This is a genomic window from Clostridium sp. chh4-2, assembly GCF_002899675.1.
Taxonomy (GTDB): domain Bacteria; phylum Bacillota; class Clostridia; order Lachnospirales; family Lachnospiraceae; genus CHH4-2.
The window spans coordinates 55,937-80,480 of record NZ_PKUU01000016.1; the positions used below are offsets into that span (position 1 = coordinate 55,937).

19 protein-coding genes are annotated in these 24,544 nt (G+C 47.6%); 16 read left to right on the top strand and 3 right to left on the bottom strand.

Annotation, left to right across the window (positions count from 1 at the left end):
• Window positions 1-2: 2 nt before the first annotated feature.
• The 3 genes from C0033_RS16735 to C0033_RS27815 form a co-directional block, all read right to left on the bottom strand.
• Window positions 3-2,045, bottom strand: a complete 2,043-nt coding sequence (locus C0033_RS16735) for a heparinase II/III family protein (RefSeq protein ID WP_103229038.1) — start codon at window positions 2,043-2,045, stop codon at window positions 3-5.
• A gap of 221 nt (window positions 2,046-2,266) precedes the next feature.
• A complete protein-coding gene (locus C0033_RS27810) occupies window positions 2,267-2,770 on the bottom strand; it encodes a hypothetical protein (RefSeq protein ID WP_347501159.1) in 504 nt (167 codons plus the stop codon).
• Window positions 2,737-3,513 carry a RelA/SpoT domain-containing protein gene (locus C0033_RS27815; protein ID WP_347501160.1) on the bottom strand — a complete coding sequence of 259 codons (777 nt, stop codon included), beginning with the start codon at window positions 3,511-3,513 and terminating at the stop codon, window positions 2,737-2,739. Before C0033_RS27815 ends, C0033_RS27810 begins: the two co-directional genes overlap by 34 nt.
• 152 nt (window positions 3,514-3,665) lie before the next feature.
• Here C0033_RS27815 and C0033_RS16745 point away from each other — a divergent pair, with 152 nt between their 5' ends.
• From C0033_RS16745 to C0033_RS16820, 16 genes are all read left to right on the top strand, one after another.
• Window positions 3,666-5,552, top strand: a complete 1,887-nt coding sequence (locus C0033_RS16745) for a PrpR N-terminal domain-containing protein (RefSeq protein ID WP_103229039.1) — start codon at window positions 3,666-3,668, stop codon at window positions 5,550-5,552.
• Between the two features lie 202 nt (window positions 5,553-5,754).
• Complete coding sequence (locus C0033_RS16750) at window positions 5,755-6,687, top strand: sugar ABC transporter permease (RefSeq protein ID WP_103229040.1); 933 nt, start codon at window positions 5,755-5,757, stop codon at window positions 6,685-6,687.
• Window positions 6,687-7,529, top strand: coding sequence for a carbohydrate ABC transporter permease (locus C0033_RS16755; protein WP_103229041.1), 843 nt, complete (start codon window positions 6,687-6,689; stop codon window positions 7,527-7,529). Before C0033_RS16750 ends, C0033_RS16755 begins: the two co-directional genes overlap by 1 nt.
• 40 nt (window positions 7,530-7,569) lie before the next feature.
• Window positions 7,570-8,952, top strand: a complete 1,383-nt coding sequence (locus C0033_RS16760) for an extracellular solute-binding protein (RefSeq protein WP_103229042.1) — start codon at window positions 7,570-7,572, stop codon at window positions 8,950-8,952.
• A gap of 14 nt (window positions 8,953-8,966) precedes the next feature.
• Complete coding sequence (locus C0033_RS16765; RefSeq protein WP_242984530.1) at window positions 8,967-11,006, top strand: hypothetical protein; 2,040 nt, start codon at window positions 8,967-8,969, stop codon at window positions 11,004-11,006.
• Window positions 10,996-12,096 carry a glycoside hydrolase family 88 protein gene (locus C0033_RS16770; RefSeq protein ID WP_103229044.1) on the top strand — a complete coding sequence of 367 codons (1,101 nt, stop codon included), beginning with the start codon at window positions 10,996-10,998 and terminating at the stop codon, window positions 12,094-12,096. The genes C0033_RS16765 and C0033_RS16770 overlap by 11 nt, the downstream gene beginning before the upstream one ends.
• The gene (locus C0033_RS16775) at window positions 12,093-13,061 is read left to right on the top strand and encodes a uroporphyrinogen decarboxylase family protein (protein ID WP_103229045.1); all 969 of its coding nucleotides are present in this window, start codon (window positions 12,093-12,095) and stop codon (window positions 13,059-13,061) included. The genes C0033_RS16770 and C0033_RS16775 overlap by 4 nt, the downstream gene beginning before the upstream one ends.
• Window positions 13,052-14,371 carry a Sapep family Mn(2+)-dependent dipeptidase gene (locus C0033_RS16780; RefSeq protein WP_103229046.1) on the top strand — a complete coding sequence of 440 codons (1,320 nt, stop codon included), beginning with the start codon at window positions 13,052-13,054 and terminating at the stop codon, window positions 14,369-14,371. The genes C0033_RS16775 and C0033_RS16780 overlap by 10 nt, the downstream gene beginning before the upstream one ends.
• 182 nt (window positions 14,372-14,553) lie before the next feature.
• Entirely contained in the window at window positions 14,554-15,537 is a 984-nt protein-coding gene (locus C0033_RS16785) for a Gfo/Idh/MocA family oxidoreductase (RefSeq protein WP_103229047.1), read from the top strand.
• A 60-nt stretch (window positions 15,538-15,597) separates the two neighbouring features.
• Window positions 15,598-16,686, top strand: a complete 1,089-nt coding sequence (locus tag C0033_RS16790) for a hypothetical protein (RefSeq protein WP_103229048.1) — start codon at window positions 15,598-15,600, stop codon at window positions 16,684-16,686.
• A 203-nt stretch (window positions 16,687-16,889) separates the two neighbouring features.
• Complete coding sequence (locus tag C0033_RS16795) at window positions 16,890-17,417, top strand: GNAT family N-acetyltransferase (protein WP_103229049.1); 528 nt, start codon at window positions 16,890-16,892, stop codon at window positions 17,415-17,417.
• A 444-nt stretch (window positions 17,418-17,861) separates the two neighbouring features.
• A complete protein-coding gene (gene yyaC, locus C0033_RS16800; protein WP_103229050.1) occupies window positions 17,862-18,461 on the top strand; it encodes a spore protease YyaC in 600 nt (199 codons plus the stop codon).
• A 65-nt stretch (window positions 18,462-18,526) separates the two neighbouring features.
• Window positions 18,527-19,759, top strand: a complete 1,233-nt coding sequence (locus tag C0033_RS16805; RefSeq protein ID WP_103229051.1) for a LysM domain-containing protein — start codon at window positions 18,527-18,529, stop codon at window positions 19,757-19,759.
• Between the two features lie 92 nt (window positions 19,760-19,851).
• Window positions 19,852-21,117: a DUF5711 family protein gene (locus C0033_RS16810; protein WP_347501162.1), complete on the top strand. Its 1,266-nt coding sequence runs from the start codon at window positions 19,852-19,854 to the stop codon at window positions 21,115-21,117.
• Window positions 21,118-21,122: 5 nt separating this feature from the next.
• Complete coding sequence (gene tkt / locus C0033_RS16815) at window positions 21,123-23,102, top strand: transketolase (RefSeq protein ID WP_103229053.1); 1,980 nt, start codon at window positions 21,123-21,125, stop codon at window positions 23,100-23,102.
• Between the two features lie 488 nt (window positions 23,103-23,590).
• Window positions 23,591-24,535: an ROK family glucokinase gene (locus C0033_RS16820; RefSeq protein ID WP_103229054.1), complete on the top strand. Its 945-nt coding sequence runs from the start codon at window positions 23,591-23,593 to the stop codon at window positions 24,533-24,535.
• Window positions 24,536-24,544: the final 9 nt, after the last annotated feature.

Sequence of the window (24,544 nt, forward strand, 5' to 3'; positions counted from 1 at the left end):
CATTACCAGCAAAGAACCGTTCCTCCGGTTTTTTGCTGTCCGGGTTCGAAGATCAGGACAGTGCCAAGACCCATATATCCGTCGGCGCTCAGCATCTCGTTGGCGCCGGCGATATCTTTGTGCCCGATGATTATCACATAAGTATGGCCTTTAAAGGTGATTTTCAGGCCATGCGCGTCTTCTTCCGGAAGGGTAAGGCCCCTGGCCGGTGCGGTGACATCCAGCCGCGTCACTTCCGGTTTTACGTAACAGCCTTTTTTTCCGCCGGCCACGACGGTTATCAGGCAGCAGCAGCCTTTCTTTCTGCGCGATAAGATGAGGGACTGGTTTGGCTCCATCTGATTATAGTTTCTGGACAGGCGTGTGGTCTCTATGACCGCATTGGATTCTTCGTTTATATCAAATATAAAATCAGCTTCCACATTCTGCCCCGTATAATGGGCAGAATTTTTTTCTTCTGTCAGTTCGACGGTTCCATCCGGGTTGAAATGATAGTTTTGCTGGTAAGTGTGTTCCGTGGAACCGTAAAATTCATCGGCAATGATGTAAAGATCCGTTCCAATAGCCAATACTTTGCGGTTGATATAGACATCTCCAAGCTCTTCCTGCAGATATCCGCCGTGGCCGCCCTGAACCAGGGTGAAAATTCCTTTTTGGCAGCAGGGCTGGCGGTAAGCCGGAGCCAGGCCGCTGACGCCCCATGCGTCCAGGCAGGTCAGATAATCTTTTCCGTCCACCACTGGAGTATTGTGGCTGAGAGCATTTTTCAGAGCATACCGGGTTGGGCCGCCCACATAATGATATCTGCCGGAATCCATTAAGATATCTTCTCCGCCGATGGCAAGGTCGATATGCAGCTTGTCGGAATGCCCGTGGCCGCCGCCTAAGCTTCCGCAGCGGAAATGGAAGAAATCATCATCTTCATTCCAGCCGGATCTCAGATACAGGTTTCCGCTGTTGGAAAGCTCTTTTAACAGATAATCCGGTTTTTTGGCTTCCATGCTTTCGTAGGCTTTCACCCCTTCTTCCAGATAATCCCAGACGCCGTCAAAGTCCATATGCTCATAGGCACCGAATTTCAGCTCCGGATCATTAAAAAGGTAAGCGCTTTGGGCTAAAAGGTCGCGCAGATCGGTTTCGTCGCTGTCTCCCTGGGCGATCTGGCAGTGGTTGGGCTTTTTCCAGGCCAGATTGGCGCAGGCCATGTTGTGCGCCTTATGTAAAAAGCTGTCCGGTAAGGCGATGCCATAACGTTTTGCCAGACGAACCGCCTCAATGCTGCAGTGAAAAACCTCATTATGGTACATGGGAGACTGTTCCCACTGAACGCCGTCGTCCATGATCTGAACTCTCAGCCCCTCATCCAGACGGGATACTGCCGTTTCTACCCAATTTTTCGGCTCTCCTGTTTCAGAAATAACCGGGCAGTCAGATAAGGCCAGCCCGATTTCCAAAAGTCCCCTGCTTTCGATAACGCCCCAGTTGCTTTTAATCTGAAAATATTTATAAGATCTCATCAGATAACGGGCATGCTCTGCCAGACAGTTTACATACCGCTCCATCAATTCTTCCGTAATGGCAGGGCTGTCCTTAAAGTAGGACATGGCCTTAACCCAGGTTTCAGCGCGGATTCCGGCCTCAATGCTGCGCCATGTGGTCTGCTCTGTTTCTTCATTCAGAGGATTTTCCTCAATCCAGGACGTCAGAAGGTCTGCAAATGTCCGGGCATATATCTCATTGCCGGTTAACGCATATGCCTGACCGAGACAGATGAAAAATTGGTGGCGGTTGAACTGATACACGAATTCCGGGTCGTCTCCGGGCTGGTAATCCCATTTAACAGGGCCGTCGAAATGAACGGGTTCATAAGTCCTCTCCATGTCCCAGCGTAGATCAAACAGAAATGTGTGATTAACGGCATCGTCTGCGATCCGCAGAATATGGCTGACTTCCTCCGCCCAATTGGCCTTGCAGTAATCCGCACACCAGGCCAGCTGCTTTGGAGCAATATAGTTGTTGGGGTTATTAAAATAATCTGTGTACATAAAAATACCTCCATCGTCATTGTAAGTTTAGTATATAACGGCAGAGGTAAATATGAAATGTACTATTTCTTAGATTAATATACAATTTTTGTAACTGTTCAAAGGCCATGCAAGAAGATGCCCTCTCTGAATAGTGACCAATTTTTTAGCGCCCTAAATATTCAGGTAGCAGACGCGTAAAATGGGAGCCGGCTCCGGCTCCCATTCTTCCTGGTATTACGTTATTGAACGCTGTTCTGCATCTCATTAAGCTTAGACAGCAGCTCCTGCGCCTCCCCGGCCTGCTTGACAATCAATTCCACATCCGGTATCTCAATATCGTGGATCAGCACATTACGCAGCTTTCTCAGAGATGCGATCTTGTTAAGCGCATCCTGGCTCAGAATATTCATCCGCTTCAGCGAGTTGATATTAAATGCTCCGCGGCTTCTGGGCGCATTCTTATAGGTGATTCGGTTTAATGTATTTTCCAGGCGCACCCATTGGGTGAAGAAATTATCCACCGCATGACGCGTTTTTTCATCCGCCATGCTTTCGTCGGAGCGCAGTTCCCGGTATATCTGATAACGTTTCTCACTTCCTGTAATAATCTGGTCAATGATCTGCTGGGAGATATTTCTGCGGTCCTTTTCAAATTTTACGGACTTGAGAATCGGTTCGATCTCCTTTACGCTTGTGATCTTCAAATGGCTCAGAAGCTTGAACAGAAGTTCCACATTACCCATGCGCAGCTCATATCTTCCGGGCGGAAGTTATTGCTCAGATAATTATATAAGTAGGAAGCCAGATCGTACTGGCTGACAAATGAGGTGCTCTTGTTGCGGATTCGTTCATTTCCCGCATTCTGAAGGCGTTCCAGGGCGATCTCTCCGGTCAGTACCAGACCGTTCAGCTCGTCGATAATGGCCAGCTCTTCATCGGATAAAGTACCCTGCAGCGGTTTATAGATCAGGTCATGTTCCACCTCGGACCAGGCGTGCATTAAAACGGAAGCCACCTGGACTTCAATGCGCGCGGCCGCGTATTTCTTCTGGGACGGGTCTAAATGTTCCTCCCTCATGTGGGCCCGGTAATGGTTGGCCCAGTAGCCGGAAAAACGTTTGTTATAAGACGGGCGTTTCGACTGTTCAGGGAACTGCTTTGTTTCCAGAACCACGAATAAATCCGCAATCAGAGTATCCGTCTTTTCGCGGTCTCCCGGGAAATATAAGGACACCCTGACGCCGGAAAGATCGGCGATATCGTCGTAGATTTCACGCATATTTTTATAAGGAACTTCCCTTCTGGAATTCCTTCTCAGTACCTTGCTTTTCAGGCGGCCGGGATTCTTGGCTCTGGAAGTCACGATCGCGCGGATACCGGCGGATTGCAGGGCATCCTCCAACTGCTTTGCCGCCAGACGGCCGGCAGTATCGTAGAACTGAAAGCGCCTTTTATAATTTTCTATAAACTGGTTGACTAAATCCATAACAGCCTCCTTCTTGCTCAGGGTTTGGGTATATTATAGCTCACTTTTGTTCCGGTCCGCAACTTAATGTTTTCTTGCGTTTCCCGGTATATTTTTATTTGATCCGTGTGCCTGTTGTGATATACTGGGTTCAGTACTTGGGAGGTGGAATTATGGCTGGAATAGCGATGCTTTTGCCGGATGCGCAGTTGTGCAGGCAGGCGGAAGAGGTTATAAAAAAGAAAAAACATCATGTGGTCTATATTAAGGAAACCACCATAGACACGGTGGTTCTGGAAGCGAGAAATGCCATTGCAAAAGGGGCGAACATCGTCATATCCAGGGGGAGCCAGGCCAGTGCGGTGAAGCAGCACACCAATGTCCCTGTGGTGGAGATTGAACTGACCACTCAGGAACTGGGGCTGTCCATTGTAAAGGCGAAAAAAATCTTAAAAAAGAAGCATCCTGTGATCGGAATTTTCTTTTGGAAGGGAATGTTGGGCGACACTTCCAAGTTTGAAGAGCTTTTTGACGTCAAAATCATACGGAGGGATTTGGACGGGGACACCTCCTGGGTTGAGCTTGTGGATGAAGCCATTGTCAGAGGCATGGATTTCTTAATCAGCGGGGAACAGTGCGTGAATTATGCCAATCAAAAAGGGGTACCCGCCATGCTGTTTCGTACGACGGGAGAAGCGCTGCAGGTAGCGTTAAATAATGCGGAAAAGATGTATTACACCTCCTCAGTGGAGCAGCAGAGCTACGCACAGTTTATCTCCGTTTTGGACAGCGCGTTTAACGGGATCATAAAGACGGACGCGGAAGGAAGCATCCTCTTGATGAACCGGGTGATGGAACAGTTTTTGAAGACTACTTCAGGAGAAGTTTTAGGAAGGCATGTTACGGAAGTGCTGGAGGGGCTGGAACGGGATACATTTAACCGGGTGCTGGAGGGTTCCATGGACAGTTACTCCACATTTATCAATACCAATTATCAGGCTCTGGTGGTGGTTGTGGACCCCATCGCCGTGGAAGGGATGATAACGGGCGCGATCGTGTCCTGCAATATGATGAAGCGGCTGAACTGGGACCGGGAAGAGAACATGAGAGAGCAGTTCCTTCGGGGATTCGTGGCAAAGGGCAGCCTGGACGAGCTGACGGCCAGGATGCCCAGCTTAAAAAAGGTGGCGGACCTGGCAAAGCTCTATGCCCAGTCTTCCAGCCCCATTCTGGTGGAAGGAAAGACTGCGCAGGAGCTGGAGGATTTATGCCAGGGAATTCACAATTACAGCCTGAGGAGAAACGGACCGTTTCTGGTGGTCAATGTGGCGGGAATCCGGGAGGATGACCAGATGAGAATCCTGTTCGGCGAGGGAGAGGATAAAGGGCTTTTGATGCAGGCCAATTACGGCACCATCGTCATCCGGGCCATCGATAAACTGACCCTGAATTCCCAATACCATCTGCTTCAGGCCATACGAAAAAAACGGCGTGTTTCCTCTATCGTGGACAATGACAACGTGCAGGAGCTGGATGTAAGAATCATCGGCTGCACATCAAAAAATCTGGTTGAACTAAAGCGCAGCGGCAGGATGAGGAAAGACCTTTATTACCTGTTCCAGACCTTCCGCCTGACGGTACCCGATTTCACCGAGAGAAAAGAGGACGTTAGGATTCTGGTGGACGAATACGTGAAAAAATACATGGAACTGTATTCCAGATTCCATATCCTCACGGACGAGGCCAGGGATACGATTGTTAACTATTATTGGGAAGGGAATGACCTGCAGCTGGAGGCGTTCTGCGAACGGCTGATCCTGACTACAAGGCGCAGAAAGATAACCGCGGAATATGTGAACTATCTGCTGGACGAGCTGTATAATATCAGGGATAAGGACGAATTTGAGGAGGAGCCCATCGGCGAGCTGATGAACGACGAGCTGGAAAACCTAAAAACCGCCCTTCTTAAATACGGAGGGAACCGGATTTTAACTGCAAAAGCATTAAATATCAGCACTTCGACGCTTTGGAGGCGGATGAAAAAGTATAATCTGGACTAGAAAAAAGTTGCATTTAGAAACGTCCGTGACATGTTTGAAAGGAATCTGAAACGAATAAATTTCAATAAAGAACCTATGCATGATTTATATAAAATGTATAGGTTCTTCTTGTTTGTTGTGTCAATTGTACTAAAAGTACATTTTAAATATAATGAAAACAGTAAAAACAACCAAAACAATTAAGACGGGGGGAGGTTACAAGATGAAGAACAATGATGTATTCAAAGGCCAGAGAGTGAAAAGCAAGCTTTATTATAAACGGGCGGCGATCCCATATCTGTTATTGCTTCCGGTAGTTCTTTTCGTGGCGCTGTTCATGTTATGGCCGATGCTTAACGTATTTATCATGAGTCTTCAGAATTATGTAGTGATTAAACCAAAGGACAGGGCTTTTATCGGCCTGCAGAACTACATTGATATATTTACAAAGGATAAGCTGTTTTTTAAGGGGCTTAAAAATTCAGCGGTATGGGTATTTGTCAGCGTAGTTTTCCAGACAATTTTCGGTTTCTGGCTGGCATATCTGCTGAACAAGAAGTTCAAAGGCAGAGGAATCTACCGGGCGCTGGTGTTATCGCCCTGGGCGGTGGCCGGCGTTATGGTCGGAATTATCTGGAGCCTGATTCTCGGTGAGACATACGGCGTTTTAAATGACGTGCTTCAGAAGCTGGGCATCATCCAAAGAAATATTTCCTGGTTTTCCAGCGGAAACCGGGCGATGGCAGCGGCAATTATGGCAAATGTGTGGAGGGGAATTCCATTTTTCACCATCAGCTACATATCGGCGCTTTCCAGTATTTCGGAAGACATCTATGAATCGGCCAAGATCGATGGAGCCGGAACGGGCGTGATTCTATTTAAAATCACGATTCCGATGATTAAGGATACCATCGTGCTCACAACACTGCTTAGGGCCATCTGGACCTTCAATGCGGTGGACTTGATTTACAGCCTGACTTACGGCGGGCCTAACAACGCAACTATGACGATGCCGCTTTATATCATGCAGATGTTTAAGGGCGAATTGAATTACGGATATGCTTCCGCCCTGGCAGCGATTGCCACATTGATTATGATGGTGGTGGCCTTTATCTATATTACCGGAAGCGGTATGGGAAAGGAGGAGATGTACTGATGGATATCAAGCAGAAAAGAAGGATTGCCAGAGTGTTCTGGCTCCATATTCCGCTGGCATTTTTCATTATCATCACGCTGGCGCCATTTTACTGGATTCTGGTCACTTCGTTAAAGACCAGTACAGAAGTTTTTGCCAGGCCGATTACCTACTGGCCGAAGGTGCTCACATTTGAAAACTATCAATATCTGTTTGCAAAACTGGGATTCAGCAAATATTTCATGAACAGTTTGATCGTATCTGTGTCCACCACATTTATCGTCAGCGTGCTGGCGTTGATCGGCGGATATGCCATGTCCCGTTACCGGTTCAGGGGAAAAGCGTTTGTGTACGTGCTTCTTTTGTTCACGCAGATGTTTCCGGCCGTAGTGCTCATGATCCCTCTGTTTGAGACCATGAACAAGCTGCGTTTAATCAATACACTGCCATCTCTGATCATTACCTGTTCCGTAACCAACCTGCCGTTCTGCCTCTTCATGATGATGGGATATTACAATTCGATTCCCAGGTCTTTGGAGGAAGCTGCCCAGGTGGACGGAAGTTCCCTGATGGGAGCGGTGTTTAAGATTCTGCTTCCAACCATGAGGCCCAGCATCGTGGCAACGGGCGCATATGCGTTTATCAATTCCTGGAACGTGTTCATCTATGCAACGGCTTTTATTACGAAAAAAGACAATTATACCATTCCTCTGGCGCTGAATGTGTTCCAGGGAGAATTTAACACCAACTATTCGGGTCTGGCGGCCGGCTGTGTGGTAGCCCTCATTCCCGTACTGGTAATCTTTGCATTTATTCAGAAGAATTTGGCCGGCGGAGCTACAAGCGGAGCGGTTAAAGGCTAGAAAATATCAAATACCATATTATTTTAAGGAGGACAATTCTATGAAAAAGTTATTAGCACTGGCACTGGCATCAGGAATGTTAGTCAGCAGTATCACCGGATGCGGAGGCAAACAGGAGGCGGCACCCAGTTCAACCACACCGGGGGCGGCAGGTTCCGAAGCGGCAAAGGAAACCACAAAAACGGCTTCAAAAGACAGAGAAGTAATCGAATTCTGGTTCCATGCGGCGGACGAAAAGTCCAATGATCTCTATGAGGAAATATTCGCTGATTTCAATAACTCACAGGATTTATATGAGGCCAGATATACGGGATTTGCCAACAAAGATTTCCCGGATAAATTCGCCATGGCAATCGCGACCAACACCATGCCCGATGTGGTGAGCCTTGGATTTTCCAACGTTATGACTTATGTGGCTCAGGACGCGCTTGTGGATGTGAGCAGCTATTTTGAACAATGGGATGAGGCTTCCAAGATCGCTCCGTCCATGGTTGAAACTTTAAAAGAGCTGGGCGCAGGCAAACTTTACGGAGTTCCATACAACTATAATCAGGACATTTCCTGGTACAATAAAAAGCTTTTTGAGGAAAATGGAATCGAAGTTCCAAAGACCCAGAAAGAGTTCCTGGAGCTCTGCGAGAAATATGCAAATCCGGATGCAGGAACGTATTTCTACAGCCTGAGAGGCGTTAAACCGTATGATAACCTGCTGGGCTGGATCTTTACATATGCCGACGGCGGCGGATACGGCGGTTCTTATTTCGATGAAAACGGAACCTGTATTATCAATAAACCTGAATTCGTGGAAGCCCTTGACGCCTATGCATCCATCTATAAAAACAGCTGGGTATCAGGAGACTGCGTAAATAACGGATTCAATGAGATGGTGGCTGAATTCGGTTCCCAGACGGCGATGTACATCACCCATAACTCCTCTTCCAGATCCTCTCATGTGAGCAACTTAGGAGACGGCAATTTCGATGCGGCGAAATGCCTTGCAAATGATGAAGGAAGATATTACACATCAGCAATCCAGCCTCAGATCTACTCTGTAACCAATACAAAAGGACAGGACGCAGATTATACAGGCGCATTTGAGCTCTGCAAATACTTATCAAGCGCATCAACCGTAGAAAAGATTTCCATGCATTTGGGAAGAATTCCGGTTAACTCAGATAACTATGAAAACCAGTGGTTTAAGGAAGATAAGTTCATGCCTTTATATCAGGAAATCATGACAGACGAGAACTTTATCCAGATTCAGAACCCATACTGGCTGACCTCTTACTTTAACTTTATCAACAATGATATGACCGCTGATTTCCAGGCAGTTCTGTTGGGAGACATGACATCACAGGAAGCCCTCGATAAATGGGCAGCATTCCTGACAGAAGAGCAGGCCGCTTATAAACAAAACCAATAATGGAGGATGTTTCGATGAATGAACAGGTTCTGCTGTTCCAAGATGATTTTTCATCCTTTAAAATAGGCCCATTTCCATACGATCCGGATCATTCCGCAATGGGGGAGTACCATTACTATCCCGTAAAAGGTTATACCGGCCAGTGGTATGATCCGATCGTATGTACCAATTACCGCGGTCCAAGCTGGCTGGTCACCGAGATGAACGGTGTCAAATACATGGAGCAGATGCGGGTCAGGAATCCTCTGACCCGCGGGGTTTGCCCCGTACTGGCGGCCGGAGAGGATGACTGGGAAGATTATGAAGCCGGCGTCAGAGTCAGGGCGCTGGATACGAAAGAAGAAACAGGGCTTCTGTTCCGCTATCATACATCTTTGATGCATTACGCATTTTACCTTTGCGGACAGAAAGCGCAGATTTGGAAAATTGAGAAGAAAAACAGAACGCTGTTGGCCGAGACCGATTATCCGTATAACTGCGATTCCTATTATGATTTGAAAGTGATCTGCAAAGGCAGCCGGTTTACCTGCTCTGTAAACGGCGAAGAAGTGCTGGAAACAGAGGACGGGCGCTACCGATACGGAAAAATAGGGCTGTCCAGCTATATGCCGGCTCAGTTTACCGGCGTATGGGTGAAAACAGACCGGGATAGCTACGAAACGCTATTGAAAAAAAGAGCCGCATATCAGAAACGGCTGGCTGAAAAAAGGCAGAAATACGCCCGGCCGAAGCTTCATAAAGTCATCGATCTGCAAAATTACGGCGCCGCAAGGCAGGTGCGTTTCGGCCATCTGACGGGCGGGAACACCTGGTATTTTGTGATGGCCCAGCACCAGAAACGGGTGTTTAAGGACCGTTATTCGGTAATCAGCTGCCTGACGGCGGTCAACATGGAAAACGGAAACATCTTGTGGCAGATTGGAGAGCCGTCTGAGTTAAAGGACAACCAGAATGTGACGGCCGACCTGCCGTTCCAGGTTTATGATATCGACAATGACGGTGCGGATGAAGTGATCGTTTCCAGGGATTTTAAGCTGATGATCTTAAACGGGCGCACCGGAGAGGTGATCCGGTATGTGGATACACCATACAATGAAGACCCGGCGGATCAGATTCTGGGCATTGAATTTCAAAAGCATGCATTTGACCGGGTGAATGTGGACGCGATCCGTATTGTCAACGTATCGGGCAATGAGCGGCCGTCGGACATCATGATCAAGGACCGCTATGCGAGAATCTGGGTTTACGACAGCATGCTGAACTTAAAATGGAAGTTTAACCACAACAATACCGGCCATTTTCCATATGCTTATGATTTCAATGGAGACGGAAAAGATGAGATTTTCAGCTGCTATAACATGATTAGCAGCGACGGAAAACTGATCTGGCAGCTTCCCATCGACAGGGATCATACGGACGAGATCATTGTAGGGCAGTTTGACCCCGATGAAGAGGAACAGATTGCCATCGTGTCCGGTTGGGAAGGGTTCATGATCGTTGACAAACAGGGCAATATAAAAGTCCGTGATATCAACGGACACGGCCAGAGAATCAGCACAGCAAATTACTGCCCTGAGAGAAAAGGACTTGAGATATGCACCACGACCTATTGGGAATACCAGGGTATCGTCTATCTCTATGACTGCAAAGGCAACGAAATCTGGCATAGAGAGGACGGAAGCAATGGCAATATCATCGCTCCGGTAAACTGGCAGGGCGACGGAACCGAGCTGATTCTGTTAAACGGCAATGTGAAGTTTGGAGGCATGATGGACGGCGACGGGGATGTGGTTGTTTCCTTCCCGGACGACGGCCACCCGGATCTTTGTGCGGAAGTGATCGATCTTACCGGTGACAAAAGGGATGAGATCGTGCTGTGGGATGCGGAGAAGATGTATATTTACACCCAGGACCGGGCGTGTGACCGGGAAGACGGTTTGGAATATGCGCCGGAAAAATATCCGCATTATAACGCATCAAATTACAGGGGAGAATTCTCCTTTGCCCGATGGGTAGAAAAAGAGAAGGACAGGAAGGGGACTTATGGTTTTTGATGTATATTTTTCAGAATATTTAAAGCAGTTCAATGAGATGGAGCTGGACCGCTGGAATTACCATTACGGCTGCGTGCTGACCGGAGCAAAATATCTGTACGAGGTGACCGGGAAAGAGGAATACCTGGAAGCCATATTAAACTTCGGAAGAAAGTATGTGGACGAAAATGGAGTGATCATAGGATTTAAGGCCGAAGAGCAGAATGTGGATCTGATGGCCAGCGGCGGACTTTTATATTTTTTATATGACCAGACCGGAGAAGAAAAATACATAAAAGGGATCCATAACATTATGGAGGTTTTAAGAAACCAGCCCAGAACCAGCACCGGGAATTTCTGGCATAAGAAGATCTATCCATATCAGGTGTGGCTGGACGGTTTATATATGGTACAACCGTTTTATATGGAATATGAAAAACGGTTTAACCACAAAGAAAATTATTCCGACACTTTAAACCAGTTTAAAAATGTGAGAAAATATCTTTACGACGAGGAAAAACACCTGTACTATCACGCTTATGACGAAAAGAAGGTGATGATCTGGGCCGATAAGGAAACCGGACTTTCCCCCAGCTTCTGGCTCAGGTCTATGGGATGGTATCTGATGGCTCTCTGCGACTGCTATGAGATATCTGATGATTTTGAGGCTAAGGTGGTGCTGGGAAGTCTTTTGAGAGAAGCCATTGACGGAATCCTCCCTTATCAGGACAAAAAGTCAGGACTGTTTTACCAGCTGATAGACCGGGCTGATTTAAAAGACAATTATCTGGAAACCTCGGGCTCGGCCATGGTGGCTTATGCCATATTAAAAGGCTGCCGCCTGGGCATATTGGACAAGGAAAAATACTTAAAAACAGGAGAATTTATTCTGGCTTCCATAGAAGCGCTGAAGGCGGATATACAGGATGGGGAAATCCATCTGACCGGAACCTGCGCAAGCGCCGGACTTGGGCCGAAAGACGAGAGGGACGGAAGTCCTGAGTATTATCTGAGCGAAGCCGTGAAAGATGACAATGCCCATGGGGTTGCAACCTGCATGATGGCATACAGCGAATGGCTGAAAATCAGGGATCATTGGAGGGCGAAATGACAAAACGTGAACGGATTTACGGTTTAATAGAAGGAAAAGAGATCGACCGCTGCCCGGCCGGGTTCTGGATTCATTTCCCGCAGGAATGCCAGTATGGGGAAGCGGCGGTAAAGGCCCATATCGATTTTATGAATCATACGGACACGGATATTTTAAAGGTCATGAATGAAAATATCCTGTACGACGGCGAGAGCAAAATCATGTGCCTCAACGATATTAAGAAATTCCGCGGTTTCTCCAGAAAGGATGATATTTTCCGGGATCAGATGGAGATCATCAAGAGAATTTCCGACTGTTCGAAAGCAGAATATCCAATTCTGGCTACCATTCACGGCCTGTTGGCATCCGCATTTCATGAAACTGGATTTTCAGGGAATTTCACCAGCATGGGGTACTGCCTGGCGCTTTTCTGCCGGGAACGCCCGAATGAGATGAAACAGGTGTTTGAAACCATAGCGGAAACGCTGATGGAGTTTGTGGACTGTTCTCTGGAAGCTGGGGCGGAAGGCATTTTCTATGCGGCTCTGGGCGGAGAAAAACGGTATTTTACAGATGAAGAATATGAGGAATTTGTGATCCCATATGAACTGAAGATCTATGACTATATTAAGGAGAAGACAAAATTCGACGTTCTTCATATCTGTAAAAGCGGAATCGGATTCGACCGCTATGTGAAGTTAAAGCCTACGATTGTGAACTGGGGAGTGTATACCAACCAATTCAGCCTGACAGAAGGCTGCAAACTGTTTGAGGACAGCATTATCCTGGGCGGGTTCCCGGATCGTTCCGGCGTTTTAGTGGACGGTACGGAAGAGGAGATCGCAGAGCATACCAGAAAAGTTTTGGAGGAAATGAAGGGAAGGCGGTTTATCGTTGGTTCGGACTGCACCCTCCCAACCGAGATTTCCTATGACAGAATCAAACATGTGGTGGAAGCGGTGGAGAGACTGGAAGCATGCAGATAAGAGAATGGATTGAAAAAAACAGGGACAGCATCATCCGGGATGTCTGTTCCCTGGTGGAAATTAAAAGCGTCAGCAGCCCTGGTGAGGGCGGCTGGCCTTTTGGTACCGGATGCAGGCAGGTGCTTTTAAAAGCCCTTTCCCTGGCGGAAGAAAACGGCCTGGAAACCGAAAATCATGAAAATTACTGCGGAAGCGCGGTTCTTAAAGGAGAAAGCGAAGAGGAACTGGGATTCTTTTCCCATCTGGACGTGGTTCCCGAAGGAAACGACTGGACCAAGACCAAACCCTATGAACCTCTCGTGGCGGATGGCTGGATCTATGGACGGGGAAGCGCCGACAATAAAGGGCCGGCGGTGGCCGCTCTTTACGCAATGAAATATTTTAAAGAAAACGGGATTTCCCTGCGCCATACGCTCCGGCAGTTTTACGGCTGCGATGAAGAGCGGGGAATGGAGGATATGGGGTATTACCTGAAAGCCCATAAACCGCCTGTTTTTTCTCTGGTTCCTGACGCGGCATTTCCTGTCTGCTGCGGGGAAAAAGGAAGATATCAGATTGTGTGTGAAGCGCAGATATCGAATGATATCCTGTCAGTAAAAGGCGGAGAAGGAATCAATTCGGTTCCTGCCCATGCGGAAATCTCATTAAAGGAAAAAAAGGTTACGGCTGACGGAAAAGCCGCTCATGCTGCAAAGCCGGAAACCGGAGATAACGCTATTGTGAAGCTTAGCGGCCTTCTGGTTCAGAATCATCTGCTGGGTGAAGCGGACGAAACCGTATTCCGGTTTTTATGGGAAGGATTATCCGACTACAACGGATCAGGCCTTCATATCAGCTGTGAAGATGAGGATTCAGGGCCGCTGACAATTGCAGCCACGATGATCGAACACACAGAGGATGTCATGCGCCTGTTTTTGGATCTGCGCTATCCGGTTACCGCCGATACGGAAATGATCGAATCAGGATTTAAAAATACAGCGGAGCATTACGGCTGGAACGTCATAAAGATGGATCACAATCCTTCCTTTTACATGGATAAGGAAAATGAAACGGTTAAGCTGCTGACTGAAATCTGCAGCCGGGTATACGGCCGCAAGTTTGAACCCTATTGTATGGGCGGCGGAACCTATGCCAGAAAGCTTCCCAATGCGGTCGGATACGGCCCGGGTCTTTCCTATCAAAAGAAGCCTTGTGAGGACGGTCACGGAAAAGGCCATCAGCCGGATGAATGCGTGTGTATTGAAAACCTGGTAAATGCGGTTGAAATCTATATTCATGCCATTATGGAGCTGGATAAATTGATTCCATAAATATTGCGGTCAAATCGGCCATATGATATAAATATTCAGAACGCTTTCAAATGGAATATCTATATTGAAAATTCCGTTCAAAAGAAAATTGAAAATAAGATACAAAAAGGGTATAATCTTAATTAGATTGTACCTTTTTTGCATTTCGTACATAAAAACAGAATATCGGAGGTTGAAGATCAATGAAATGGGGTATTTTAGCTACTGGAAGAATAACAAATAAATTTGCAGAAACGGTTATCGGCATGAAGGGCGAAGACACTTTAAATGCCGTTGGTTCCAGACGTTTAGAAGCTGCATCCGCATTTGCAGATAAATATGGAATTGAACATGCATATGGTTCTTATGAAGAGCTGTGCAGCTCCCCTTATGTGGATGCCGTATATATTGCAACTCCTAACAGTATGCATTATGAGAATGCCAAGATGTGCCTGAATGCCGGAAAGCATGTGCTGTGTGAAAAGCCGTTTACTACAAACGCTGCGGAAGCGGAAGAACTTTACCGCCTGGCTGAGGAAAAAGGACTTTTCATTATGGAAGCATTTTGGACACGCTTCCTTCCGCTTTTGTTGGAGATGAGACGTTTGATTGCGGATGGGGTGATCGGAGAGGTAAAACATGCCCGCTGTGATTATGGATTTGTCACGGATGAGTCCAGAAAGGGAAGAAAATTCGATTCCGGACTGGGCGGGGGCGCTCTATTGGATATCGGAATCTATAACTTAGGCTTTATTCATATGATTATGGACGCGGCCCCGGTTCATTTCTCTTCAGAAGTTAATATTAATGAATATGGAACCGATGATTTCAGCTCCATTTTATTGGAATATCCGGGAGGACGGACCGCATGTGTGACTACGGCCATCGGACTTGAGATGCCGAGAGAAGCGGCCGTATTCGGAACCAAAGGCTCCATCTCCATACCGGATCACCAGCATGCCAAAGTTATGACCGTCCGTCCGAATAACGGCGAACCCTACGAGATTCAGATGCCGTTTGACGTAAATGGTTTCGAATATCAGATCAGGGAAGTAAACCGCTGCGTAAAAGCAGGCATGAATACAAGCGATGTGCTGAGGAAAACGGATTCTTTAACCGTGCTTGCCCTGATGGATGATATCCGTAAGTCATGGGATATGAAATTTGCTTACGAGGAAAAAGCGTAGTTATCGTTCCGGATTAAGACTGGGTGTTTACAATACTTGAAATTAAGGAGGGTGGAAAGCATGGTGCAGCCCATTACAGACTATGCTGAATTCCTGAGAGATGCAAAAGCGGACGTGCTGCGGATGGCACAGCTCACCGAGCAGGAAGAACAGTTAAGACAGGAAGAATACCAGCTCGAGAGAACTGTGGAAACGGAAAAAAGGTCGGTTTCAGACTCCATAAACATGACAATTAAAAAAAGAACGGAAGCATTGACTCTGAGCTATGACCAGGAGATCGGAAAAGGACAGGAACGGTTAAAAAAAGCCCGGGCCAAAAGGGAAAAAGCGAAAAACCAGGGCGTAAAAGAACGGATCGCAGAAGAAACCTCCGAACTCCGGGAAGAAAACCGGGAACTGAACCTCCGGTTAAAAACCTTATTCCAGCAAAACCACGTTCCTAAGATCTGCAGGGGAAACTGGTACTATGCCCTCTTTCTCCCCCGATGGTTCAGCGAATATTTAAAATTATTGTGCACGATCCTGGTCTGTTTTCTGGCAGTGCCATATGGTTCCTATATGCTGATCGGCCAGAAGAAGACGCTGGTGCTGGTTGTGATTTACTTCATCACGGTTCTGATATTCGGCGGTCTGTATGTGTTCATCAGCAACAAAACGAAGATTCCTCATCTGGCGGCTCTGAGAGACGGTCAGATCATCCGTGACCAGATTCACGGAAACAAGAAGAAAATCAAAGTGATCACCCATACTATACAAAAAGACCGCAATGAAGCCGTATACGACTTACAGATTTTCGACGATGAGATATCCCAGCTGGAACAGGAACTTGCGGTTACTGCAGGCAAGAAAAAGGATGCCCTCAATACATTTGAAACCGTGACAAAGAATATTATCGCGGATGAAATCACAAATAACAGCAAAGAAAAGATCGAGTCCATGGAGGCGGAACTGGATGTTTTAAGGCGGCGCCTGAAAGAAGTGGAGACGGCCAGAAACGAGAAAAGCCTTTATGTTACGGATCACTATGAACCTTATCTTGGAAAAGAGTTTTTAACACCTTCCAAGCTGGATATGCTTTTGGAAAAGATCGTCAGCGGATCGTCATCAAATCTCAGTGAGGCGATAAACAGCTGCAGGGAGGCGAAATAGAAGCAGATTTAATGTGTGAAATTATGCGGGGAGGAGTTTAGAAGGGGTGGAATGCCCTTGACGGACTCCTCCTCTGTGCTGAGTTTTACATAGACCCTGAAGGCATTTTCAGAAATGCCTTCACGTTTTACTTTAAACTTCAAGGCATTTTGCAAAATGCCTTCACCCTTTACTTTAAAATCAGAAAAAAGGAGCCCAATTTCATGCAAATAACAATCGAACAAGCCACAACAGCCGACATCAAAGAGCTGGGCCTTCTCTACGACACTGTCTGTACCCATCTCGAAAACAATATAAACTACCCGGGCTGGAAAAAAGGCATATATCCTATAGAAGAAGACGCAGCCCAAGCCGTCCGTGAAGGAAGTCTGTACACAGCCAAAACAGACGGTAAAATCATCGGTTCCGTAATCCTCCGCCACGAACCGGAAGCAGCTTATGCATCCGCCGACTGGCATACAGACTTAGACTACTCAGATATCCTCGTAATATACACCTTCGCCATCCACCCCGCCTACCAAAACCAAGGCATCGGCAGCAAAATAATGGAATTCATCAAAGACCACAGCCAAAAAACAAACATAAAAGCCATACGCCTGGATGTCCACCAAAAAAACACCCCAGCCATCCAACTCTACAAAAAACACGGCTTCCAATACATAGACACCGTAGATCTTGGCTACAGCGAGTTCGGCTTATCAGAATTTGAACTCTACCAACTCCTCTTATAAATCTACTCTATTAAAGGATTTCTTCCCTTAAATGAGCCAGTACCCAGCTAAGATCGGGAGTTTGGGCGGAGCGAGGGCGGGGGAGGTCTGTGGTTTTGCGGCGACTATGGAAGAGATCGGCAGATCTTAGTTAAAATGAGGGGAAAAAGGCAGGTGGATCTTGAATTCCGAATCAATATCCAAGGCGCCCTGAGGCGAGATGTCATAAAGAGATCTCACCGAATGGCGCCGGTCCTGCCTTTTTCCCCTCATTTTTACTTAGTTCTGCCCTCTCTGGAATCCGGAGCCGCAAAACCACAGGCCTCCCCCGCCCCCGCTCCGCCCAAACTCCCGATCTTAGCGTTCCCTCGCCATTCAACAGAACTCCCCCTTATTTATTATTTGCATAATTATCCAATCCCCTGCCTATAATAGAATTAATAAAATGATTAGGCGGAGTACTTTATGAAACTGTGGGAATGGATTGGAATGAGAACCGGACAGGAAGTTTACTATTACCATGCCGGAGAGGGGTTTGAAACCGATAAACTGGCTACCCGGCTTTATCAAATGATATCCGAAGAATTGAAAAACCAGAATAAATCAGGGGTTTTAATCCTGTGTATTGGGACAGACCGGTCCACAGGAGACAGTTTAGGCCCGCTGATCGGGTATAAATTAAAAGAAAAAAAGGTGAAAAACCTGGAAGTGTTCGGAACCTTAGAACGCCCGGTTCACGCCATGAACCTGGACGATTATCTGGCTGTCCTCAGATGCAGTTATCCCAATCACCTGGTAGTTGCAGTGGACGCTTCCGTGGGAAATAACGAGCATGTGGGATATATCACCCTGGGTAAGGGATCTCTGCGCCCCGGCTTGGGAGTCAGCAAAGAATTGCGGCCTGTGGGGGACATTTTCATCACCGGAATTGTGGGAGGCTGTGCGGGAGCGGACCCGATCATGCTTCAGAGCATCCGTCTGGCCGTGGTTATGAGGCTTGCGGACTGCATCAGCGACAGCATATTTCTTGTCGAAAAATTATGTGAGTCTGCGGCACTGGTTTGACAACATTTGCAAAACATCCATGCTATGATTGTTCAGATATTAGAATAAGTTAGCGGGGTGAGCCAATGGGAGAATTATATAACCCGTACCCAAAGCTGCCGAAAAATATCAGGCAGATCGGTGAGCGGGACCAGATTGTAAAATTATATTTGGAAGACTATGTGAACACGTATTTACAAAAATTGTATCCGGCAGGAGGACAAGACCTGAGGATCGGGCTTTTACTTGGCAGCAGCGAACAGCATGAGGGAACCCCTTATCTGTTCATTGACGGAGCCATGGAAATGGAAGATGTGACACGGGACGGAGAAAAAGTAGAATTTACAGAGGCAGCGTGGAAGAAAGCCTATGAAGATATGGAACAGATGTTTCCTAAGAGAACGGTTCTGGGATGGTTTCTCTGCGCATCGCAGGGCAGCCAGCTCAGTCCGCTTAATTATTGGAAAGAGCATGTAAAGTATTTCCCCGGAAAGAATCAGCTGATGTACTTAAATTCAGGGCTGGAAGGGGAAGAATCCATCTATGTGACCTCGGAGGACGGATTTTACAAGCTTCGCGGCCACAGCATTTATTATGAAAGAAATCAGATGATGCAGGACTATATGGTGCTGCGAAAAGATGTGAGGCGCGTGGAAACAGGCGTCCCGGATAATGTGGTCACTGATTTCAGACAGAGGATTGAAAGCAGGAAGACGGAAGTCAAAGCTCATAAGAACACGGTGAGCGTTTTGGGCGGCCTGTGCAGCGCATTGGCCATAGTGGTGCTGGCGGGCGGCATCATCATGTTTAATAACTATGAAAAAATGCGTCAGATGGAGAGCGTGATGGTTTCGGTTCTTCCGGAAGGCGTAAAAAACTGGCAGGAGTACGATCCCAAATCGGATAAGGAAAAGCTTTCCGTAGAAGAGGTTCCGGGACAAGTCTATCCCACAGAGCCGGTAGAGCACTATACCATGGCTTCAGAACCGGAAACAACGGCTGCCTCCGCAGTGCCGGTGGAAAATGGTTCGGGAGAAACCGCGGCTCAGGAGACAGTTCCGGAAACGAGCGCAGCAACAGCTGGAGGAGCGTCAAATGCAGGCAGTTCATCAGCATCGGGCGGTGCGCAGGCAGCAGATCAGGGAGCGGAAGCGGCTGCGGCGGTGCCGGAAACTTACATAATCGGAGAAGGCGAAACTCTGCACGGAATCTGTCTGAAATTTTACCACAATCTCAGTAAAATGGATGAAATCTGCCGTATTAACGGTTTGGATGACCCGAACAAGATCATATCAGGCCAGAAATTAGTTCTGCCGTAGAAAAATGTAATGCGTTTCTTTTGAAAATGTTGTATACTTAAATCATATTTGGGCATTTTTGGGAGAATAACGGCATGAGTGATATGAGCTCTATGAATAGAGAGACAAAAAAAAGACAACTAAAAAGCAGAGTGATCACGCCCAATGCTGCGCCCCCGCCCCGAATGGAGAAAGAGGACGCCGACAGCGAGGAGATCGTAAAGAAAGCGGCCAGAAAGGTAAGGCGGAAACGTTTCTTTCTGTCATTGGCAGCAGCGCTTGCCATTTCAGGAGCAGGATTTGGATATTACCGTTACCAGGCGGGCCATCAATACATGGAATATCAGGTGTCCTGGGAGCATAACGTGGAGCGGTCGGACAGCAGCATTAATGAGTACATTAATTTCGGCAACAATGTAATCAAGTACAGCAAGGACGGAGCAGCCTACACGGACAACCAGGGAAAGGACATCTGGATTGAAAGCTATGAGATGAAATCCCCGGAAGCTGTGGTCAACGGAGATTATGCGGCCATAGCGGACAGGCAGGGCAACAGCATCTATATCTGCGATAAAAACGGACGCCAGGGGATTGCCACCACATTGCTTCCGATCACGAAAGTGGCGGTATCGGCTCATGGAGTGGTGGCGGCGATTCAGGAGGACAGCAAGTCCGGAAGGATCACATTTTTCAGAAAAGACGGAACTCCCCTTGATATTTCCATAAAGTCCACGCTGGAAAAGGACGGATATCCCATCGATATCTCCCTTTCACCGGACGGAACTCAGTTGATGGTATCCTATATCTATCTGAGCAATGGAGCCGCGAAGGGACAAGTCGTATTCTATAACTTTTCTGAGATCGGAAAGAACGTTCCGGGACGTCTGGTGGCTGGTTATAAGGATATCTATGACAACAGCATGATTGCCAGAGTCCGCTTTATGACAGAGACTTATTCCTGTGCGTTTGCAGACAACAGCCTGACCTTTTTCTCATCCAAGAATGTGATGTCGCCGGAGATGCTGGTGCAGATTCCGGTGGAAGAGGAGATCCGAAGCATCTTCTATTCTGAGAATTATGCAGGCATTGTGGTCAACAATACGACAGGCGAGAATCCGTACCGGGTGGATGTCTATAAAAACACCGGTGAAAAGCAGTTCAGCAAGGATTTTAATATCCAGTATACCCATGCGGATATTGACGGAGATTACGTTCTTTTGTATAATGAAAGTTCCTGTGAGGTTTATAACATGCAGGGGAATTTAAAGTTTAGAGGCGAATTTGATTTCACGGTTTCCAAGGTAACTAAGGGGCGGCTACCCGGCACGTTTATCGTAATGGGGCCACAAACTATAAAAGAGATAAAATTAGGAGGCTAATATCAATGAATCACATCGACACATTGTCAGTAAATGCAATCCGCGTGCTTTCTGCAGATGCAATCCAGAAGGCCAATTCCGGTCATCCGGGACTTCCGCTTGGATGTGCTCCAATCGGTTATGAACTTTGGGCAAATCATATGAATCACAATCCGGCAGACCCTGATTGGGCGAACCGCGACCGTTTTGTTTTGTCAGGGGGACATGGATCTATGCTCCTGTATTCCCTGCTTCATTTATTCGGCTATGGCAATCTGTCAAAAGAAGATCTGATGAATTTCAGACAGATGGGGTCATTGACGCCGGGCCATCCTGAATACCGCCATACGGTTGGCGTGGAAGCTACCACAGGACCTTTAGGAGCCGGAATGGGCATGGCAGTTGGTATGGCCATCGCGGAGACTCATTTGGCGGCCGTATTTAATAAAGATGATTATCCTGTTGTAGATCACTATACCTTCGTGCTGGGCGGAGACGGATGCATGATGGAAGGCATTTCCTCAGAAGCATTTTCACTGGCAGGCACATTGGGACTTGGAAAATTAATCGTGATCTATGATTCTAATAAGATCTCCATCGAAGGCAGCACGGATATCGCCTTTACGGAGAATGTGCAGAAACGTATGGAAGCATTTGGCTTCCAGCTGATTACCGTGGAAGACGGCAATGACCTGGCTTCAATCGGAGCGGCTATTGAAGAGGCGAAGGCGGATACCACAAGACCTTCCTTCATCACGGTAAAAACACAGATCGGCTATGGCTGTCCTGCAAAACAGGGAAAAGCAAGCGCTCACGGAGAACCTCTTGGAGCGGATAATGTGGATGCCATGAAGGCTAATTTAGGCTGGCCGTCTCAGGAACCATTTTTCGTTCCTCAGGAAGTATATGACCACTTTAATGAGATCGCAGCTCAGAAGGCAGAAGCAGAGGCAGCATGGAACGTGATGTTCGCCGCTTACTGCGAGGAATTCCCGGAGATGGAAGCTCTGTGGAATCAGTATCACGCGCCTGTGGATGCGGATAAATTATTTAACAATGAAGAATTCTGGGCACAGAATGAAAAGCCGGATGCAACCAGAAACTTATCCGGAAAGATGATTAATAAATTAAAAACAGAGATTCCAAATCTGATCGGAGGTTCCGCAGATCTGGCTCCGTCCAATAAGACCAATATGTCCGACGCAGGAGATTACTCCAAGGAGAACCGTCTGGGCCGCAACATGCATTTCGGCGTTCGCGAGCTGGCTATGGCGGCGATCGGAAACGGCATGATGCTTCACGGCGGGCTGCACGCTTATGTGGCAACCTTCTTCGTGTTCAGCGATTATGTGAAACCGATGGCGCGTTTATCCGCTCTTATGGGAGTGCCGCTGACATTTGTACTGACTCATGACAGCATTGGCGTAGGCGAAGACGGACCGACTCATGAGCCGATTGAACAGCTGGCTATGCTTCGCGCTATGCCGAATTTCCACGTATTCCGCCCATGCGACGGTGTGGAGACTGCGGCAGCCTGGTACAGCGCTATGACTTCTGAGAAGACGCCGACCGCACTCGTTCTGACAAGACAGAACCTGACACCGATGCCCGGCAGCAGCAAGGATGCATTAAAGGGCGCATATGTAATCGATGATTGCGAAGGAACGCCGGATGTGATTCTGATCGCAACCGGATCAGAAGTGGAACTTGCTGTTAAAGCAAAAGCAGAGCTTTCTTCCGAACATCAGATCCGCGTGGTTTCCATGCCGTGTATGGATTTATTCGAAGAGCAGTCCGACGAATACAAGGAATCCGTGCTTCCTAAGAATGTAAGAAAGCGTGTTGCAATTGAAGCTCTCGGAGATTTCGGATGGGGCAAATATGTAGGACTTGACGGCGCTACGGTTACCATGAAGGGATTCGGAGCCAGCGGCCCTGCAGGAAAATTGTTTGAACATTTTGGATTTACGGTTGAGAATGTAGTGAAGACCGTTCGTTCACTGTAATAGATAAATGGGGGCGTCGCAGACCAAAGGTTTGCGGCATCCCCTTTTGCTGATGAAGGGGACGTTACGCTTCTCAGCCCGCTGTAAGACATGCCCCCGGTCTTCCGGTCTCCGGAATCGAGTTTCCACTGCATTCCGGATTCGGGCATAAGAGGCTGTAAGCGTGCGGGATTTTTCTAAAAGCCTGAAGAAAAGACCGCAACTCGCTTCGCTCAGACAAGCGGCTCTTTTCTTCAGAACGAAAAATTCCGCGCGCTTACAGCCTCTAATGCCCTGCATAGTCATGCAGTGAAAACTCGATTCCGGAGACCGGAAGACCGGGGGCATGTCTTACAGCGGGCTGAGAAGCGTAACTGGGGACTGGCAGGCTGAGGAAAAGAAGATTGATTGAGGAATCAGGAACGAAAAGGACTGTGCTAGGGCAAGTGATGCTGGTTGAGAACTGCTGGTTTAGGATTGATAAATAACAGGGAAAAGGAGTTAGGACAATGGGTATGAAGTGCATCGGAGTAGATGTAGGAGGTACGAGCGTTAAAATCGGGCTTTTTACGACGGACGGGGAAGTGTTGTATAAGTGGGAAGTGAAGACTCGTAAGGAAGAGGCGGGGAAATACATACTGCCGGATGTGGGAGAGTCGATTTTAAAGGTTTTGGATGAGAGAAATATTGGATTGTCGGAGATCGTGGGCGTGGGCCTGGGAGTTCCGGGGCCGGTTATGCCGGATGGTTATGTGGAAGTGTGTGTCAATCTGGGATGGAGAGACCGGAATCCTCAGGAGGAGCTGAGCCGTATCTTAGGGATTGAAAATGTGCGCAGCGGGAATGATGCCAATGTGGCGGCGCTGGGCGAGATGTGGCAGGGCGGCGGAAAAGGTTATAAGGACGTTATGATGGTAACACTTGGAACCGGAGTAGGCGGCGGAGTGATTATTGATGAGAAAATTATAGCAGGAACTCATGGACTTGGCGGCGAATTGGGACATATTCACGTGAGAGATGAGGAAAAGGAGTACTGTAACTGCCATGGACAGGGATGTCTGGAGCAGGTGGCTTCTGCGACGGGAATCGCAAGGGAAGCCAGAAGGATGATGGCAGCGAAGGAAGATCCGTCTTCCATGCGTGAATTTGGCGACAGGATTACTGCCAAGGACGTTTACGACTGCGCAAAGGCGGGAGACGCTTTAGCCAATGAGGTGGTGGAAGTGGTGAGCCGTTATCTGGGGCTGGCGCTGGCCCATGTGGCAATGATCGTGGACCCTCAGGTTTTTGTAATCGGGGGAGGCGTATCGAAAGCAGGCCAGTTTTTGATTGACCGCGTGGATAAATATTATCGGCATTTTACACCGATTTCTGAGAATAAAGGGGTTATCGCGCTGGCAAAACTGGGCAATGACGCCGGTATCTACGGCGCTGCAAGACTGGTTCTCGACTGATAGACGGCG

Coding starts and splice junctions, on each gene's coding strand:
- yyaC (WP_103229050.1), top strand. CDS start 17,862: ATGAAACTGTGGGAATGGATTGGAATGAGAACCGGACAGGAAGTTTAC.
- C0033_RS16795 (WP_103229049.1), top strand. CDS start 16,890: ATGCAAATAACAATCGAACAAGCCACAACAGCCGACATCAAAGAGCTG.
- C0033_RS27815 (WP_347501160.1), bottom strand. CDS start 3,513: ATGGATTTAGTCAACCAGTTTATAGAAAATTATAAAAGGCGCTTTCAG.
- C0033_RS16770 (WP_103229044.1), top strand. CDS start 10,996: ATGGTTTTTGATGTATATTTTTCAGAATATTTAAAGCAGTTCAATGAG.
- C0033_RS16820 (WP_103229054.1), top strand. CDS start 23,591: ATGGGTATGAAGTGCATCGGAGTAGATGTAGGAGGTACGAGCGTTAAA.
- C0033_RS16790 (WP_103229048.1), top strand. CDS start 15,598: ATGGTGCAGCCCATTACAGACTATGCTGAATTCCTGAGAGATGCAAAA.
- C0033_RS16775 (WP_103229045.1), top strand. CDS start 12,093: ATGACAAAACGTGAACGGATTTACGGTTTAATAGAAGGAAAAGAGATC.
- C0033_RS16760 (WP_103229042.1), top strand. CDS start 7,570: ATGAAAAAGTTATTAGCACTGGCACTGGCATCAGGAATGTTAGTCAGC.
- C0033_RS16750 (WP_103229040.1), top strand. CDS start 5,755: ATGAAGAACAATGATGTATTCAAAGGCCAGAGAGTGAAAAGCAAGCTT.
- C0033_RS16765 (WP_242984530.1), top strand. CDS start 8,967: ATGAATGAACAGGTTCTGCTGTTCCAAGATGATTTTTCATCCTTTAAA.
- C0033_RS16755 (WP_103229041.1), top strand. CDS start 6,687: ATGGATATCAAGCAGAAAAGAAGGATTGCCAGAGTGTTCTGGCTCCAT.
- C0033_RS27810 (WP_347501159.1), bottom strand. CDS start 2,770: ATGGGTAATGTGGAACTTCTGTTCAAGCTTCTGAGCCATTTGAAGATC.
- C0033_RS16780 (WP_103229046.1), top strand. CDS start 13,052: ATGCAGATAAGAGAATGGATTGAAAAAAACAGGGACAGCATCATCCGG.
- C0033_RS16810 (WP_347501162.1), top strand. CDS start 19,852: ATGAATAGAGAGACAAAAAAAAGACAACTAAAAAGCAGAGTGATCACG.
- C0033_RS16745 (WP_103229039.1), top strand. CDS start 3,666: ATGGCTGGAATAGCGATGCTTTTGCCGGATGCGCAGTTGTGCAGGCAG.
- tkt (WP_103229053.1), top strand. CDS start 21,123: ATGAATCACATCGACACATTGTCAGTAAATGCAATCCGCGTGCTTTCT.
- C0033_RS16735 (WP_103229038.1), bottom strand. CDS start 2,045: ATGTACACAGATTATTTTAATAACCCCAACAACTATATTGCTCCAAAG.
- C0033_RS16785 (WP_103229047.1), top strand. CDS start 14,554: ATGAAATGGGGTATTTTAGCTACTGGAAGAATAACAAATAAATTTGCA.
- C0033_RS16805 (WP_103229051.1), top strand. CDS start 18,527: ATGGGAGAATTATATAACCCGTACCCAAAGCTGCCGAAAAATATCAGG.